15 protein-coding genes are annotated in these 15,334 nt (G+C 38.2%); all 15 read left to right on the forward strand.

Annotated elements, in window-relative coordinates; all coding sequences use genetic code 11:
- The first annotated feature begins 122 nt into the window (after nt 1-122).
- Nucleotides 123-368, forward strand: a complete 246-nt coding sequence (locus tag HMPREF9189_RS04170) for a hypothetical protein (RefSeq protein ID WP_000113750.1) — start codon at nt 123-125, stop codon at nt 366-368.
- A 4-nt stretch (nt 369-372) separates the two neighbouring features.
- Nucleotides 373-3,501, forward strand: coding sequence for a VirD4-like conjugal transfer protein, CD1115 family (locus HMPREF9189_RS04175; RefSeq protein WP_000462365.1), 3,129 nt, complete (start codon nt 373-375; stop codon nt 3,499-3,501).
- 82 nt (nt 3,502-3,583) lie between these two features.
- On the forward strand, nt 3,584-4,081 hold the full coding sequence (locus tag HMPREF9189_RS04180) for a hypothetical protein (RefSeq protein ID WP_083771784.1): 498 nt from the start codon (nt 3,584-3,586) through the stop codon (nt 4,079-4,081).
- A 121-nt stretch (nt 4,082-4,202) separates the two neighbouring features.
- Nucleotides 4,203-6,281: a pLS20_p028 family conjugation system transmembrane protein gene (locus HMPREF9189_RS04185; RefSeq protein WP_025168500.1), complete on the forward strand. Its 2,079-nt coding sequence runs from the start codon at nt 4,203-4,205 to the stop codon at nt 6,279-6,281.
- An 8-nt stretch (nt 6,282-6,289) separates the two neighbouring features.
- Nucleotides 6,290-6,571 (forward strand): BRCT domain-containing protein, encoded by a 282-nt coding sequence (locus tag HMPREF9189_RS04190; protein WP_000366278.1) that lies wholly within the window; start codon nt 6,290-6,292, stop codon nt 6,569-6,571.
- Nucleotides 6,572-6,717: 146 nt separating this feature from the next.
- A complete protein-coding gene (locus HMPREF9189_RS04195) occupies nt 6,718-7,026 on the forward strand; it encodes a DUF5592 family protein (RefSeq protein ID WP_000274178.1) in 309 nt (102 codons plus the stop codon).
- Complete coding sequence (locus HMPREF9189_RS04200) at nt 7,026-7,673, forward strand: hypothetical protein (protein ID WP_000985684.1); 648 nt, start codon at nt 7,026-7,028, stop codon at nt 7,671-7,673. Before HMPREF9189_RS04195 ends, HMPREF9189_RS04200 begins: the two co-directional genes overlap by 1 nt.
- Before the next feature lie 10 nt (nt 7,674-7,683).
- Nucleotides 7,684-9,630 (forward strand): hypothetical protein, encoded by a 1,947-nt coding sequence (locus tag HMPREF9189_RS04205; RefSeq protein ID WP_001113077.1) that lies wholly within the window; start codon nt 7,684-7,686, stop codon nt 9,628-9,630.
- Nucleotides 9,631-9,649: 19 nt separating this feature from the next.
- The gene (locus HMPREF9189_RS04210; RefSeq protein ID WP_001107250.1) at nt 9,650-9,901 is read left to right on the forward strand and encodes a hypothetical protein; all 252 of its coding nucleotides are present in this window, start codon (nt 9,650-9,652) and stop codon (nt 9,899-9,901) included.
- Between the two features lie 15 nt (nt 9,902-9,916).
- The gene (locus tag HMPREF9189_RS04215; RefSeq protein ID WP_000718094.1) at nt 9,917-11,257 is read left to right on the forward strand and encodes a CHAP domain-containing protein; all 1,341 of its coding nucleotides are present in this window, start codon (nt 9,917-9,919) and stop codon (nt 11,255-11,257) included.
- Between the two features lie 14 nt (nt 11,258-11,271).
- Nucleotides 11,272-11,862 carry a hypothetical protein gene (locus tag HMPREF9189_RS04220; protein ID WP_000568112.1) on the forward strand — a complete coding sequence of 197 codons (591 nt, stop codon included), beginning with the start codon at nt 11,272-11,274 and terminating at the stop codon, nt 11,860-11,862.
- A gap of 123 nt (nt 11,863-11,985) precedes the next feature.
- Entirely contained in the window at nt 11,986-12,804 is an 819-nt protein-coding gene (locus tag HMPREF9189_RS04225) for a ParA family protein (RefSeq protein ID WP_000701738.1), read from the forward strand.
- Nucleotides 12,801-13,073, forward strand: coding sequence for a hypothetical protein (locus HMPREF9189_RS04230; RefSeq protein ID WP_000138497.1), 273 nt, complete (start codon nt 12,801-12,803; stop codon nt 13,071-13,073). The genes HMPREF9189_RS04225 and HMPREF9189_RS04230 overlap by 4 nt, the downstream gene beginning before the upstream one ends.
- 93 nt (nt 13,074-13,166) lie before the next feature.
- Complete coding sequence (locus tag HMPREF9189_RS04235; RefSeq protein ID WP_000972579.1) at nt 13,167-13,496, forward strand: hypothetical protein; 330 nt, start codon at nt 13,167-13,169, stop codon at nt 13,494-13,496.
- A gap of 109 nt (nt 13,497-13,605) precedes the next feature.
- Nucleotides 13,606-14,943 carry an ISLre2 family transposase gene (locus HMPREF9189_RS04240; protein ID WP_000863692.1) on the forward strand — a complete coding sequence of 446 codons (1,338 nt, stop codon included), beginning with the start codon at nt 13,606-13,608 and terminating at the stop codon, nt 14,941-14,943.
- The last annotated feature ends 391 nt before the right edge of the window (nt 14,944-15,334 follow it).

Here is a 15,334-nt window from a genome sequence, read left to right on the forward strand (position 1 = left end):
TTATTGCATAAAAAGTTATATAACTTTTTATGCAATAATATCTTTTGTCCCTTTAACAAAGAATTTGATATTATCCTTTAGAATAGAGGGGAATTAAGAGATAATAAGAAAGGAGTGCAACAATGGCAAGACAAAAATACAATTATCTGTCTGATGAATTGATTGCAGAATCTCTTCAGGTGACCAATTACTTAGAACAAAGTCGATCCAGTCGATTGAATGTTCTTCAGTTGGATGGAGAGAAATGGTTGGAAAACTATTTTAACCGTTATGAGAAAGCCTCTCCAAGGCTACAGTTTCACATATTTCTCTTTTCGAGCTTCTATACTCGAAAAATGGAATGGTTTTTGGAAGGTGTAAGGGGGTAGTAGTTTGTTTGAGTTATTTGAAGTAGTATTTTATACCCTTATCCAATTGATTCGAGCCAGTTGGATCAATACCTTACTTTTTTTAGGAGTCGCAGGTTATTACCTCTTCAGACTCTTTCAACCTTACTTCTTAAGGCAGTATCAGCGGTTACTAAAAAGCAAGAGTTTTCTTCAGCAGATTTTTAAAAGAAGTTGGAAAGGTCGCAATGCGATTGATTGGGAACAGGTATGGAAGCAATCAGCCAGAGGGCTGTTCAAATGGGTAAAGTTATTGATTCCAAAAATCATTGCGCTTGTCTCCCTCATTCTTTGGAATATTCTCTTTCGAATTCTTTATATGATTCCCTTTGTAAAACGGGAACGGAAACGTTTTGATAAAGAAATGAAACCCATTCTTTATTTTAAAAGTTACCGTAGTTTTGTTTATATGGGATTAGGTTTTAGCTTTATTGCTTTTATCTTAACCAATTACCTGGTTACTGTTTTGAGGGCTACAATCCGCTTTCTCTATTTTAGTATATGGTCGTTTAAAGATGCTAGTAAGGCCGTAAACTTTGACTTAAACAGCCTCTTATTTCAAAGTTTATTGAACGCTAAAGTCTTCTTGATAGCACCGATTTTAGCATTTCCAATCTTTTTACTGGGATTAGTTATCGCCTGGAAATCTGCCTGGGTGAACTTCGAGCAGTTTCGAGACTATAACAACAATGAAGAAGGAGATGACCGTTTTGTGACGATTGATGAAATTCGTCGTCAATACAAAAAGATCCCCAATAAAGATTTAACTTATCCAGGTGAAGGTGGAGCCCCTGTACTTCATGAACTGACTCATGATTTAGCAGGACAAACACTGAGAACTCAAATGTTATGGCAAAATAGAAAAATGAGCCGATACGTGACAAATGCGGAGCGGATTTTAGGCATGTTAGCTTTTCCTTCTGGATATTATTACATTGAAGATAAGCCGACGAATCTGTTAGGAATTGGGATGACTCGTTCAGGTAAGGGTGAAGGTCATATTACTCCAGCAATTGAAATCAACAGTCGTGCTGAATTGCAGCCATCGATGGTACTAGCAGACCCGAAAGGGGAACATTATCAAGCCTCCTACAAACTCATGAGGCAACGTGACTATGATGTCAATGTTCTTTCTTTCCAAAATATGGATTGGTCTATGTCTTTCAATCCGCTAGCTCTAGCCATCGCTGCCGCAAAGAAGGGCTACTATGAGAAAACTCAAACCTATGTCAATGCAGTCGCAGAATCCATTTATCCCAAACAAAAGGGAGGAGAGAAGGGAAATGCGGAATACTTCCGTAAGTCTTCTATATCCCTATTTAACGCTCTGACAATGGCTTTGATGGATCGAGCCAATGAAACCTATCAAAATGGTGAAGACGATGCCTGGGATACCATTACAATCCCTAACGTTGCGAAATTCTTGGCGACAATGGGGTCTGAAGAAGTCTTTGTAGATGGTGCTGGAGAAATCGTCGAGAATCCGAGCAGAGAACAACAAGTATCGAAGAAGTCAAAAATCACAGTCTATTTTGATAATTTGAGACAAGTCAATCAAAAACAATTCTCGAAATTTAGACAAATGGCGGATATTGAATTTAGAGCTTCAGACTTTGGTGGTGATGAGACTAAAGGGAATGTCTACTCTAGCATGATGACAGGAATCAACCTGTTCTTGCAAGACAACGTGGCCAAACTGACTTCAAAAAACTCTATTGATTTAGAGTCTGTTGGCTTCCCACGTCGATTATCTGTCAAGCTGAGATCAAGCACCAACAGTCAGCTTAAAAACGAATTTAAGCACAAAACTGCTAAAGTAACGATTACAGGATTGAAGAAGTGGGGGAAAGTCGAGAAGAAAGTCGATTATATAAAGCAAGCGACGGCTTTAGTCGATGGGGAAGGCTATCTTACTTATGCCATTGAGCCTAAACTTCCAGATCAGTTTACGGTAACGATTGATTTCAACCATAAGAATAATGGCCATTCCCCTGTTCGAGATCAAGTCTTCCAATTTTCAGCTGAAAAAGTCTATCGAAAAGTTGGAGATAGTCTAGAACTAGATGAGTATAGCAAGAAGCCGATTTTAGATCATATCGATATAACCGTCCTTAAGAATAAAGAAGATACCCAAAATCTTCTCCAGGAGTCGGATATTGAGCTGGTCTATTCAGATAAACCAAAAGTCATTTACCTGGTAACACCGCCAAACCGAACAGAGTATAATGGGATTGTTTCGTTATTCTTAGATCAGCTATTCAATGCTAACTATGAGCTTGCTCTCTCAAGTGGTCGTAAATGTATTAATCGGATTCTCCATATCTTAGATGAGTTTACAAATATCCCTGCGATTCCTCACATGGATACAAAAATATCTATTGGATTGGGACAAAACATTCTCTATTACCTATGGATTCAAAATCTGGAGCAATTGGATGATAAATACGGCCAAAATGTTGCTCGAACCATTATGGACAACTGTTCATTGAAGGTTTATGTTAAAACAACATCTTCAGATACCAATAAGAAATTTAGTGCTGACCTGGGTACACGTACCATCACCAGAAGACGGCGCTCCAGCAATATCTTGGACGAAGCCAATCCAAATGTAGCTGTCGAGAATCCAAAACAAGAGTTGTTGACACCAACACAATTGGCCAAGCTCCAGGAAGGAGAAGCGGTTATCTTACGTGGAGTCAAGGGACGGGATAATGCTGGACGTAAGGTCACAACGGATCCAATCTTCGCACATGATAAGAACAGCTTCCCTTACAAGTACATGTTTTTACAAGAGGAGTTTGATACATCGATGACTCTTGCGGATATTCCAGTCGAAAGTGCGCACCGTGAGCTAGAACTTCAGGAGATCGCAGTTGATGCAGGTACAGCCTTCAACAACATCATAGACTGGAGGCAACGTTTGACCATGCCTCTCCTCAGCAACAATGGGGAAACTCCTAAACTATCAGGTCGTCATAGTAAAGGACAAAAGGTACAATCCCAATCATTTACATCTACAGATGAACTATTCCAGGCGGCTGTAGCTAGTGTCATTCACGGTGACTATGATTATTATGATGATGGAGACGACTTCTTTGCAGATGAAGTTATCTAAAAAGATATACAATAAGTTATATAAACACTTGCAAGAAAAAAAGCTGTTTGCTATAATAAAATAAACAATGGTTAGGAGAAAAATGATGAAAGCAAATCACTTTTTAAGAATTGTTTTAGTAGGTTTAGCCTTGATTTTACTTGGAGCTTGTGGTCAAAAATCACCTGATTCTATTGCTAAAAATGTGCTAAAAGATAGCTATACAGGCTTTTCACCAGAACATAGTTCTGATAGTTCTGTTTTTAAGGGTGGAGTAGGAACTACCTTGAAATTTGATAAAGAAAAGCGAACCATCTCAAATAATGACGGTAGAAGTGTTAAGTACAGTGTACTATCAGAGGAACAAGTAAAGACTATTCCAGCCGCTTTCAGAGGGACTATTGTTAGTTTAGAAAGTCAGCTGAAAGGAAAGGATAACTTTACAATCGCTGTTGGTGATAATGCAGATAAGCCTGAGGATGCAGGTGCCTATTATCAAGTCGTCTTGACTGAGGGGGGTAAAAAAATCCGAATCATTGAACTCCTTCGTGGCTATAAAGAAGACAATGCTTTCTATGATTTCAATGGAACAGCAGATTAATTTAAAAAGTCTCAATTACTTGAGACTTTTTTTGTTGTCAGAATTTCATTGTCCCTTTAAAAACGATTTTGCCATTATTGAATATGATAGGGGTATCTTAAAAAGAAAGAAGGTATCTTTAGTGCACTATCAAACCTTTTCAGATTTGGTGAATGAGGTCAAGAATCTCAATGGTGAAATCACAGGTGAGAATGCAAAAAAGCTGGCAGAATTCTATTCCTATTGGAATAACTATTTAGAACCGACTCCTGCATTTATGGCATTTCTCACCTATTTACCAGGAGGGATTGCCAAGGCTCTTTATCAAATCACTTCTAGTCTAGAACATGTTTTTAATAATATGTTTAAGCTCTTTGGCCTCTTCGGTTATCTGGGCGACCAGAAGACGATTATAGGCCAGTTCTTTTACTGGTTTCAGCTATTGGGGACGTCCTTGTTCACCCTGATTTTGGTCGTGTCAGCCGTCGCAGGAGTTTTTACTAAGCCAGTAAAGTATAAGGGGGTTATTACGAATTTCCTTTTGGTAACAGCTGTAACTTCCGTATTGCCATTAGCTTTGACCACTATCTCAACAGCAGTGGCACAGGATGCCATGTCTATCCAGACAGTCTCCAGTGAAGCGCCATCTGGCAGTAAACCAACTTCCTCCTTGGCTCTTCAACCCATGAAAAATAATGTGGTAGACTTAAAAGTCTTGATCTACAAGGATTTTTCTACGGAGTTGTTTCCAATGGATGATTATGGCTATATCAAGCCTGTTCAAGAGGGATCTACCCCTGTCAATAATATCACGGATAACCCTGAACAGCGGGACACGACTGATTTTGCGACCAAGATTGATTTTGGGGCAAACTATGGTACAACAAATCCAGAAATGCTAAAGAGGATGCAGGAAGACGACAAAATAGCAGGGATTAAGGGCTTGTTCCTCCATAAGTTGAATTCTAATAACACTGGAGTTGAAAGCATTACAGAACACCGCCTCATTAATCAATTGAGTGCTTTTGAATCCGTTTATATGCGCTATAAAGTCAACTGGATAGGGATGTTTCTTCAGTACATTATCCTTGTTGTTCTCTTGGTCAGCATGATCATTAAGCTCGTCAAATCAGTTTTTGATATTCTGATTGAAGCAATGATTTCTCCGATTCTTGGTTATAGCTCCCTATCAAACTCAAAGAAATACAAAGAGTTGTTAAGAACGATTGGTGGTGCTTTCGCAGGAATTTTCTTTGAAGTTATCATTATGCGTGTAACACTTGAGATTTTCAGAGATTTGCCAATCCTATCTGTTTCAGCAGTATCTAAGCTTTCTGGCGGATTCTTTGATGGGCTGAACATGTGGGAACAGTGTCTCGCAGCTGCCTTTGTCTATGTGGGGGTATTCTTTGCGGCAATGCAAGGAGTGGCCATGATCGAGCGCTGGCTTGGAGTTTCAACAGGTCATAGTGAAACAGCTCAACAATTGCTCGGTGCTATGATGATGGGCAATGCCTTTGCGGCTGGAGCAGGAGGTGTCTTCAATGGGGGTATGGCGCTTGGTCAATTTGGTATGGATATGGCTAAAAAAGCTCCAGATGCCCTGTCTAAAGGAAGTCAGATCCTAGGAAATAGTCTTGCCAAAACTGGAGGTGGTATTCAAGGTGCTTTGAACTCTGTAAAAGACCAGGGCTTGATGAATGCGGCCAAAGGTGGTGTAAGCAATATGGTTGATTTGGCAGAATGGAAAGCTTTTGAAGCCATGCAAAATACGAAAGGGGCAGTTGGCAACGTTTTAAATAACCTGGATGATAAGGCTGCCTCTGCTCAAAATGCGACCTATAACGCTCTGAAAAATGATGCTGTTCCTGGAATTGGTCAGCCTGGGCCGATTGATATTCCTGAGCCTCCAATTGATTCAGGAACAACGGAGGCGCCTGTTGTCGATCCACCTCCTTCAGCTGAAGGAGTGGAGCCACCAATTCAAGATCCAGCTCCACCTGCAGAAGCACCTATTATCAATCCGACGTCTTCAGCTGAAGGAAAGGAGCCACCAATCCAAAATCCAACTCCACCTGCACAGCCTGATTCTTCTCAACAAAAATTTCAACAGAGTATGAATCAAATGAACTACATGAACCAACAAATGCAACAAGCAGGACAGCGTATGCAGGGAGGGCGTCATATCACTGGCGCTGAGAGTGACGACGAAGAAGAATAGGCTGAACTATGGATTTAACAGGGAAGAACATTGTTATCACAGGAAGCCTACGTCCTCTAACTCGAGAAGAATCCATACGATTTTTAGAAAGTAAAGGAGCTGTCGTGCAAAGCTATGTATCTAATAAAACAGATATATTGGTTTTAGGACACAAGCAGTTGAATCTTTTTGATCCAGATAAAAGGTCTAAAAAGCATGATGCAGCGCTTAGAAGAATATCAGAAGGTCAATTCATCACTTTCCTTTCTGAAGAATCATTCTTTGATTTAGTTAAGAAGTCTCAAGATTGAGGCTTCTTTTATTGTGCAAAAAAGTATATAACTTTTTATACAATTCTTTCCTGAAGATAATGGCAAAAATACTATTGTCCCTTTAAAAGATATTTTCGATTATTCATTATAATGTGAGTGTCACAACAAATGTAAAGGAGAAATTAATGTACGGTGAAAAATACGGTGTACCTAGAGATATCTATGCCAAAATCAAGATTATTGGCCTTCTTATTCTAGATATTGCTTTTGTAGGAATTACTGGAGTAATCGCTTTGAGCGTTGGCTTAAAAATCTTTCCTAAAAGTCAGTGGATACAGATGTTCGCATTCATTTTGTTGACACCAATTATGAGTTTATATCTTGTATTGCCAGCCAACGGTGGCAAAAAGAATTGGCACAGCATGTTTCTGTTCTTCAGACGAAGAAGAAAACGTTATATCAGCTTAAATTACATCAGAAGGAGAAAACCATAATGGCGATTAAACAAATTAAATACCCCAAAAATGAGAAACGTCCGCTGGGACGTATTCAAGAAACGAAGAGACAAACGCAGGAATATTTTGATTTGCATTCTTGCGTTGAGTTGTTAGATGTAAAATCAATCATTCCAAACAGCCAGGCTTATATCCAGTTAGTTGATTATGGTTACTTGCAGCTGATGGAGATACCAGGTAAAGATCTAGGTTCGATGTCTTATAACGAAGTTATGAGAACCATTGAAAATTTTGAAACCTGGTTGACTCGATTTGGGCCGAATATCCAAGTGGAGACGACAACTTTGCCAACAAATACAGACACGCAAATTTTTGACTTGCGCCATCATTTGGATTTAGTGCGACAAGATATGTCTAAGCTATCAGTAAATGAGAGACGTTTTTTACAACTCAAGGATCGTGAAATTTGGCTTCAAAGCCAAATCAAAGTTGAAGAAAGCATCCGACAAGAAGTCTATAATACAGAGTTCATTCTGTGGCTGTTTGCGCCTACAACAACTGAATTGGACGAATTGGTTCGGAAGGCTAAAACCTATGGAAATAATGATTTTGTTCCACAAGATATCAGCTACAGGAAGAAAATTCAGATTATAAAGCAATACAACAATATGAATGAGAAAGTGTAGGAGAGATAGCATGCCTGATTTATCAAAACGTAGACAAAGACAACTAAAAAATGAAGGATATGACCTTGCCTTTCTTAGCCAGATTCAACCGCAAGGAAATATTGATTTTCAAAAGGATGACCGGTCCTGGATAAGTGGAGATGGATACCATACGGTCTTACACTATTATGAGTATCCAACTGAAGGAATGGATCGTTTTTGGCTTTCCGAACTGTTATTGATCTCTAGGACACGTTCCTTCCTGTCCCTGTACAAGGAGGATAATAGACAGCTTCAAAAAGAGATTGAGGACTCTATTGAAGAGAAGTCAACACGAATTACAAACAATAGCAAACTAACCAATAATCGGAAAGAACTAGATGAAATTGAAAATCTGAATAAACTAAGCCGTGAAATTGATAAGCAAAATATAGCTATGTATGGAATGTATATTCGTGTCTTTGTGTTTGCATCAACCAAAGAAGAATTATTCAAGAGGGTTGAAGAGGTCAAAGACAAAACGTCGAAATTCAAATCTACTATTCTATCTGGAGAATTAGATTTTGAATACCATGCTCCATTTATTCCAGCCGAATATCAGATTGATTTGCCCAACCATCGAAGAGGGATACCGACTCCAGCTCACTCAATAGCTGGAGGATATTTCTTTAATCATACGAAACTAGAAGATGAGAAGGGTTTCTACCTTGGATGGACTCCAACCAACGGAGCGGTAAATTTCAATTTTCTAGAACGTGACGAGAAAAGAACACGATCTTTTATGATTCTATCTGGAAATCCAAAGATGGGACAGCGTTCCTTCCTTATGAAACATACAGACGGTCTCTATGCGAAGGGACATTATATTCGTAATTTTGATGCTACAGGTCAGTTTCTTGATCAGACACGAAAACAACATGGACTGATTCTTGATTTATCAGGGGAGTCTAACCGTATCAATATCTTCCAGGTGTTTCCAACAGTAACCAATGAAGCAGGAACTGAAATTGATAAGAAGAAATCTTACAACCTTCACATCGAGAAACTGAAGAGTATCTATAAACTCCTGAATAATGAAGTGACAGGAGACGATTTAATCACATTTGGAACTCTCTTGAATGAGTTCTATATTGAAGAAGAGTTGTGGGCTCGAAATCCTTCGTTGAATCCAGAAAAACTGAAAGCGACGGATATTGTGAAGGAAGAGTATCCTATTCTGTCTGATTTTATTTTGTTTGTTGATGCCTACAAACGTCGACTGGAACAAACTAGTGCGGATAAAGCTGAGCACAAGGCTGTTAAGCGTATTTACAATACGTTTAACGAACTATTGACAACAAACGCAGAAATTTTCGAGGGAACAACCGAATTTCAAGATATTTCTTCAGAGCAAGTTGTAACATTTGACTTCTCAGGGTTGAAGAACGCCCCTCATTTGTTAAATGTTCAGATATTCTCTGTTCTTTCACTTGTCTCAGCTGATATTGTCAATAACGGAAAACGCTGTAAGCAATTACTGAAGAGACGTCCTGACTTAACGGAGATGGATATGCAGCACTATATTGTTAATATTAGTGGGGCACAGACACTCATTGATCCTAAGCATGAAAGTAGTGTCAACCTTCTGGCCGATATGATTGATACAATGGGCGAAAACTTTGCTGGTGTTGTATTGTCTGTTAATTCACTACGAGGGATTCTGTTTGAGACAGGGATTGGCACTCATAAGGATCCGTATGTAACGGCAGTCCAGAGGATTTTTGGTCTGATGCAATATAGAGTTTTTGCTCAGACGGATGAAACCAGTGTTCCTCTACTAGCCAACGCCTTATCTGGATCAATGAATCAGTCTGAACTAGAGACTTTGCCTCGTCTAGCGAAAGGGCAGTTATTCATGAACATTGCGGGGGTTGGAAATCTAGTCTTTAACCAACAGCTGTTAGCCCCTGAAGTTGAGCGCTATGGCGGTATTGAATAAGAAAGGAAGGTAAACCAGAATGGCCAAAAATAAACTAGGAATGATTGCAAGGACTAAGCAGAGATTTGATCAATATGTGTTGATTCGTAAATATCGCATGAAACAAGAAAGAGATTATTTCGCTTCAGAGGGAGAATCTGATCCAAAACGCCTGGAAGCACAAAAAGAACGAGATAAGGAGTTTTTGAACGGTCTCAAGAAGATTGGAATAGGATTTATTGTATTTTTAGTTTTTTATGGAATTTTGCGAACAATATTAGGATTGTGGTAAATAAGCGAGGTATCCATGAAAAAAATATTTAAACTGAAGATCCTCATTCCTTTTGTGGCTCTCCTATTAATTATCAATGTTGGGATAACCATGTTAGTTGGGATAATGGGAGCTGTAACCAATAATGGAAGAAATGATTGTGGTGCCGTAGAAACAACATCTTCAACCAGCGACTCAACAGTTTCTTCAGCTGATGGTTCCATCGATGACTTTGTAAAAAAGCATAAGGAAGCTTATATCCTGTCTTGGAAGGCAGGAGGTTTCCTACCTTCAGCCTCTATCACTCAAACAATGATAGAGAATGGCTTCAATTTTACGAATCCTAATGGCACCTCCTTCTGGAAAGCTCACAATATGGGAGGTGTTAAAACCTCTAGCAAAAGTAATTTTCCAGTTACTCTTGCGACGTATGGTGAAGATAGTGTTGATTTAAGTGGGACAAAGCCTGGAGCGAATGTTGGAGACGGCACAGGAGGAGCTTATACTTGGTTTTCTAGCTACGATGCAGGAATCGTAGGGAAAGCTGAGTTTATGGCTCACCAGACACTTTATAAAGGGGCTATAAACAATACAAATGGTATTGCTAGCCTATCTGCTATAGCAGATGGTGGATGGGCTACAGATGGCACTTATAAGAGCAAACTAACTGATATGTACCAAAAACTAGGTACTAAGTATCAGTGGCTTGATAAGGAAGCTATTGCTGCTCATGGTGAGAAACCTTATGAAGGATCCAGTACACAAGATGTCGGTTCTTCAGATAGTGCGGTGTCTTCTTCAGCTGAAAACAGTGGATGTGGAGAATCAGGCAGCAGTACCGATGGAACGGGAACTGTCCCTTCAGATGCGACTGCGTGGGGGTATAAACCAGAAGACTTACCAGATAGTTTGAAACCATTCATTATTGATCCTAAGAGCTTAGGCATGGATTATGCCAAGTCCACAGGATGGTATAATCCTGGAAGTGACGAGTATGCTGGACAATGTGTGAATCTTACAATTAGTATTGGAAATCACTTATGGGGCCATTCTGGATCCGTACAGGGCGATGGGAAAGATCAGGCGGCAGCGTGGGCTGCAATATTTGGAAACTCAGTTAAGACTACACCTAAAAAAGGCGCTATTTTTTCTACACAGGTAGGGGGCGGAGGATATGGCCATACTGGTATTGTATGTCATGTTTTTGAGAATGGCTCCATCTTGTTTGTAGAGCAAAATACACCTCTGAGTGGTTGGGATCAGTTCAAAACTCCATATACATGGAATTATCGTATTTGGACTAAATCTCAACAGCAAGAACAGGTAATCTCTTTTGCTTATCCAGATGACAGAGAAGCTAAATTAAGTTCAAATTAAAAGGAGGAGATAAGATGATTGATTGGATAAAAGAGAATATGGTTGTATCGATTGTAGTAGGTATTCTATTAATTTTGGCAGGAATAGGGATTGTGTCGAGTTTCAGACCATCTCAACAAACCAAAATAGAGGAAACAGCTCAGGTGAGTTCTTCAGGAACTGCTCAAAACGAACCGTCTTCCAAAGAGGAAACAGCAGATGAAAAGCATTATCGGACAGCTAAGCTAAAACTAGAACGTCCCTATGCAGAGGCAGCACTGGAAGATAAAAAGGAGGTGTTAAAAGCCTTTGAAGAAGCAGTAGCAGATATAAAAAAGACGAAGTTTCTGCCAAATGTCAAGGGAACAATCGAGAATCATTTATCTATGACACAGAATGCGATGGTTCAAACCTTTGCGATGGCTCTTCTGACGAATCAGTATGATTTTCAACCTGAACAATTGGAAGTGATGCCAACTGAATCAGATGATGTTATTCAATTTTTAGTTGTTCTAACTAAAAATGGAGAAGAGAACAGCTATTTCGTTGGAAATTTCAATACTACGGTTCAACAAATCCAGCTAAAAGCCTATGTTGGTGGAAATATAGGTGGTACATACGGATAACAAGTTGCACAAAAAGTTATATAACTTTTTGTGCTTTTATATTGACAAGGAAAGTAGTTTTAGGTATAATTAAGTATATAAAAAGTTATATAACAAAATATACAATTATCCAAGGAGGGAATCATGAAGATTCAGACAACAAACTTAGGTAAAGGTGGCGGTGGTAAGACTACAGATACCTTTAATGAAGGGGATTGGTTGGCACGTGTTAAGGGGCTTAGAACACTACTCATTGATGGAGCCTGGGAATGCAATTTGACAAGAACATTTGATGTAAAATGTGAGAAAACCGTCTATGATATATTTACGACTGGAGAGTACGAAATTGTTCCAATATCAGAAAATCTCAGTTTGATTTGTGGTGATGAGCGTTTGACAGATGAGCAGTTAGATCTGGCTAGTCGAAACAACAAATATCTCCAGTTGTTTATGTGGTTTAGCGAACATTACGAGGAGTTAGAAGCACAATTTGATGTCATTCTAATTGATACGCATAATGACGAGAGCCTAGTTACTGCTAATTTTATAGCCGTATCAGATATTGTCTTAGCTGTTTCTGATGCCTCTCTTAATGGTTTTCGTGCCTGGTTATCTTTGAAAAATTTTGTAGATTTCATTAAGAGCGAAGCTATCGAAGTTATTACTAAGAAAAGCTATGTTAAAGCAGAACCTTATCTTATTGGGAATAAGATTAAGTACGTTGGAAACAATGTAACAGACACCTGCAAACAATTTTTAGAAGTTGTTGAAGAAGATCAGGCTTACCTGGGTTCTATCCAGGAGAAAGAGCTCATGGCCAAGAGTCTTGTGATCAGTCAGAGTGTCTTTGAGCAGTATGAAGAGATGACAGCTAACCAAAAAGAGACACATCAAAAGTTTTATGATAATATAAACTACGTATATGAAAATATTTTGAATGTGTTAGAAGGAGAGGTAGCATGACAGAGAATCGATTCGCACAAGTAAAACAAACATTCCAAAGTACACCAAAGAGAGAAAAGACTCTTTCCTCGAGGAAACAAAATCAGGAGGCTAGAAAGTCTCCTGACAGCTATAATAAAAAGCAACGTTTTCCTTTCTCTCTGCATCATAATGTTCGATATGATATGTTAGATGCTTTAGTAGAGTATCACGGTGAAAAATCAGCTTCATCTTATATTGAGAATCTGATTATAAGAGAATGGGAAAAGATGGAGAGAAAGAAAAAATAGCGTTCTATAGGGTATCTTACCAAAAACTATTTAGCCTCCACATATAAGGAGATAATAAATTTTAAAATATTACTGATGAAGTAGGAGGAATCTATGATGATTTTCATTGATATTAAAAGACTTGTTCAGCTGTTCTTTATTTTTATCGGAGCTATAGCAATCTATGTGTTCTATAAAACATTTGGACTTAGTATGGTGTTTATAATTGTTTTAGGGTTGGCCGTTTTAAAATTCGCTCCAGCTTTCCTTCCAGTTGTATTATTACTGTATTTGGGACTTCACTTTACAGGTGGTTTTTCCTTTATTGCAGATGGAATTGTGACGGTTTTATGGAGTATTATTTTGATTCCTATGGGGATAGCTACTATTGAAATGAGCAAATCCTATTTTAGTAAAAAAGAGAAACCCTGGTATGACAAGTAAGAGTTTATCTGAAAAGATAGGCTCTTTTTTTGTCAGAACAAAGGATTATTTGAACATTCAGGTCAAAATTTATTAAAATAAGCGTAATTTTAATAAGGGAGGATTCTGAATGGCTTTCTTTGATGAGAGAGAATTAAAAAATCAATTGCTGTTTCAAAATGCAAAAGAATTTTATAACTTTGTTTCTAGGTATGATGAGGAGATGATTCCAGTCATGAAAGCAAAGGGCTATACCTGTATTCATTCAATGGAGCGAACCGTTGCTTTTACATTTGGTGAGTTTACTTTCAGAAGAAGACGTTGGAAAAAGGGAGATCATTGGGTCATTCCAGTAGATGAAAAGTTAGGGCTTCAGAAGAACGTCCGCTTCTCCTGGGAATTTATGTATCAGGTGGCCAAATTATCTACTTTGATGCCATATGATAAAGTAACTCAGGTGATTCAATTGACTTATCACATCTCTATCACAAAGCCAATTGTAGTAAAAGCTGTAAAAATTTGTGAGAAGTTATTGGAGGAAAGAGAAGGCTATCGATATTATGAAGAGAATAAAGAATTTCGCAAAAGAAAAGCCCAGGTTATTTATATTGAGGGTGATGGTGTGATGGTTAAAGCACGTGATACACAAAAGGATAATAAACATTATGATTTATCCCATTTTGTAGTCCATACGGGAAGCCAGAAAGTTGGCAGCAATCGATTTGAACTCCAGGACAAAAAAGAATTTATTGGCCTTGACAACCGCTTAGTGAGGGAACAGGTGATCGATTATCTATTCAATAATTATGAAGTTACGGATAGGACTTTATTGATTACGAATTCTGATGGAGGTCATGGATATACACCCTATGTTTTCAAAGAGATTGCGAAGGTTTTGCGAATTAAACGCCACGAACATTTCTGGGATGAGTACCATGTAAATAAAGAGTTAAAGAATTATCTAAAATTTTACTCTGAAGATCTATTAGAGAGAGCTTTCCAGGCGATTAAGCAACATGACAAGCAGTTAATGAGAACTGTCCTAGATACAACTGAAAGTTATATCGAGACAGAAGAAGAACAAGAGTCATTTGAGAAGTTCAAGAGTAAAATATTGAGAAATTTCCAATTCACTAAACCAGCTGAACAAAGGGGATTCAGTCATGCAGGAATCGGGATAATGGAGAGTCAGCATCGTAAGGTCACTTATAGAATGAAAAAAAGAGGAATGTACTGGACACTTGCTGGAGCTGAAACGATGAGTCGGATAATTGTTTTGAATTATGAGGATTCCTTGAGAGAATTATTCTTTGGCAACTGGAGAGAAGATTATGAAAAATTTATTTCTTTAGAGGAAATTTCTGCTTATACCATTAAAAAGAGAATGAGTAAAACGGATAAAGAAAATACATCTAGATATCAATGTTACCCTGATAGTAAAAGATTATCCTACTTCCGAAAACAATAGAAGTACATAATAAAGTATATAAAAAGTTATACAACAACAACCTTTGAAAAAAAAGGTCTTTTTGTGCTACAATCAAACATAAAATGCTTGCACGGTGTGTAAAAATGTGTTATAATCTACTTAAATTAATCGAATAAAAAAAGACGAAAAGTGCGCTAACACTTCTCGCCTTACCGAGTAAGAACTCGTCCTTCTTACTCAGTCTTTAATTAATGATACCTGATAAGTGTATCAATGTCAAGACTGAGCAAGAAATTTGTTCAGTCTTTTTTTAAAACTCGGTGATGTTCTCCTAAAAAATGTATGAATTTAGGCGTTCTAGAAAATTCTACCGCATACTTAAACAGTAAATTAGTTGACAAAGTCCCTGCTTCTTGGTAGAATAAGAACT

The sequence above is a fragment of the Streptococcus sp. oral taxon 071 str. 73H25AP genome, assembly GCF_000146755.1.
Classification (GTDB): Bacteria; Bacillota; Bacilli; order Lactobacillales; family Streptococcaceae; genus Streptococcus; species Streptococcus oralis_T.

Bases quoted from the DNA above. Each gene is read 5' to 3' on its own strand.
- HMPREF9189_RS04170 (WP_000113750.1), top strand. From the start codon at position 123: ATGGCAAGACAAAAATACAATTATCTGTCTGATGAATTGATTGCAGAA.
- HMPREF9189_RS04180 (WP_083771784.1), top strand. From the start codon at position 3,584: ATGATGAAAGCAAATCACTTTTTAAGAATTGTTTTAGTAGGTTTAGCC.
- HMPREF9189_RS04190 (WP_000366278.1), top strand. From the start codon at position 6,290: ATGGATTTAACAGGGAAGAACATTGTTATCACAGGAAGCCTACGTCCT.
- HMPREF9189_RS04195 (WP_000274178.1), top strand. From the start codon at position 6,718: ATGTACGGTGAAAAATACGGTGTACCTAGAGATATCTATGCCAAAATC.
- HMPREF9189_RS04200 (WP_000985684.1), top strand. From the start codon at position 7,026: ATGGCGATTAAACAAATTAAATACCCCAAAAATGAGAAACGTCCGCTG.
- HMPREF9189_RS04205 (WP_001113077.1), top strand. From the start codon at position 7,684: ATGCCTGATTTATCAAAACGTAGACAAAGACAACTAAAAAATGAAGGA.
- HMPREF9189_RS04210 (WP_001107250.1), top strand. From the start codon at position 9,650: ATGGCCAAAAATAAACTAGGAATGATTGCAAGGACTAAGCAGAGATTT.
- HMPREF9189_RS04215 (WP_000718094.1), top strand. From the start codon at position 9,917: ATGAAAAAAATATTTAAACTGAAGATCCTCATTCCTTTTGTGGCTCTC.
- HMPREF9189_RS04220 (WP_000568112.1), top strand. From the start codon at position 11,272: ATGATTGATTGGATAAAAGAGAATATGGTTGTATCGATTGTAGTAGGT.
- HMPREF9189_RS04225 (WP_000701738.1), top strand. From the start codon at position 11,986: ATGAAGATTCAGACAACAAACTTAGGTAAAGGTGGCGGTGGTAAGACT.
- HMPREF9189_RS04230 (WP_000138497.1), top strand. From the start codon at position 12,801: ATGACAGAGAATCGATTCGCACAAGTAAAACAAACATTCCAAAGTACA.
- HMPREF9189_RS04235 (WP_000972579.1), top strand. From the start codon at position 13,167: ATGATGATTTTCATTGATATTAAAAGACTTGTTCAGCTGTTCTTTATT.
- HMPREF9189_RS04240 (WP_000863692.1), top strand. From the start codon at position 13,606: ATGGCTTTCTTTGATGAGAGAGAATTAAAAAATCAATTGCTGTTTCAA.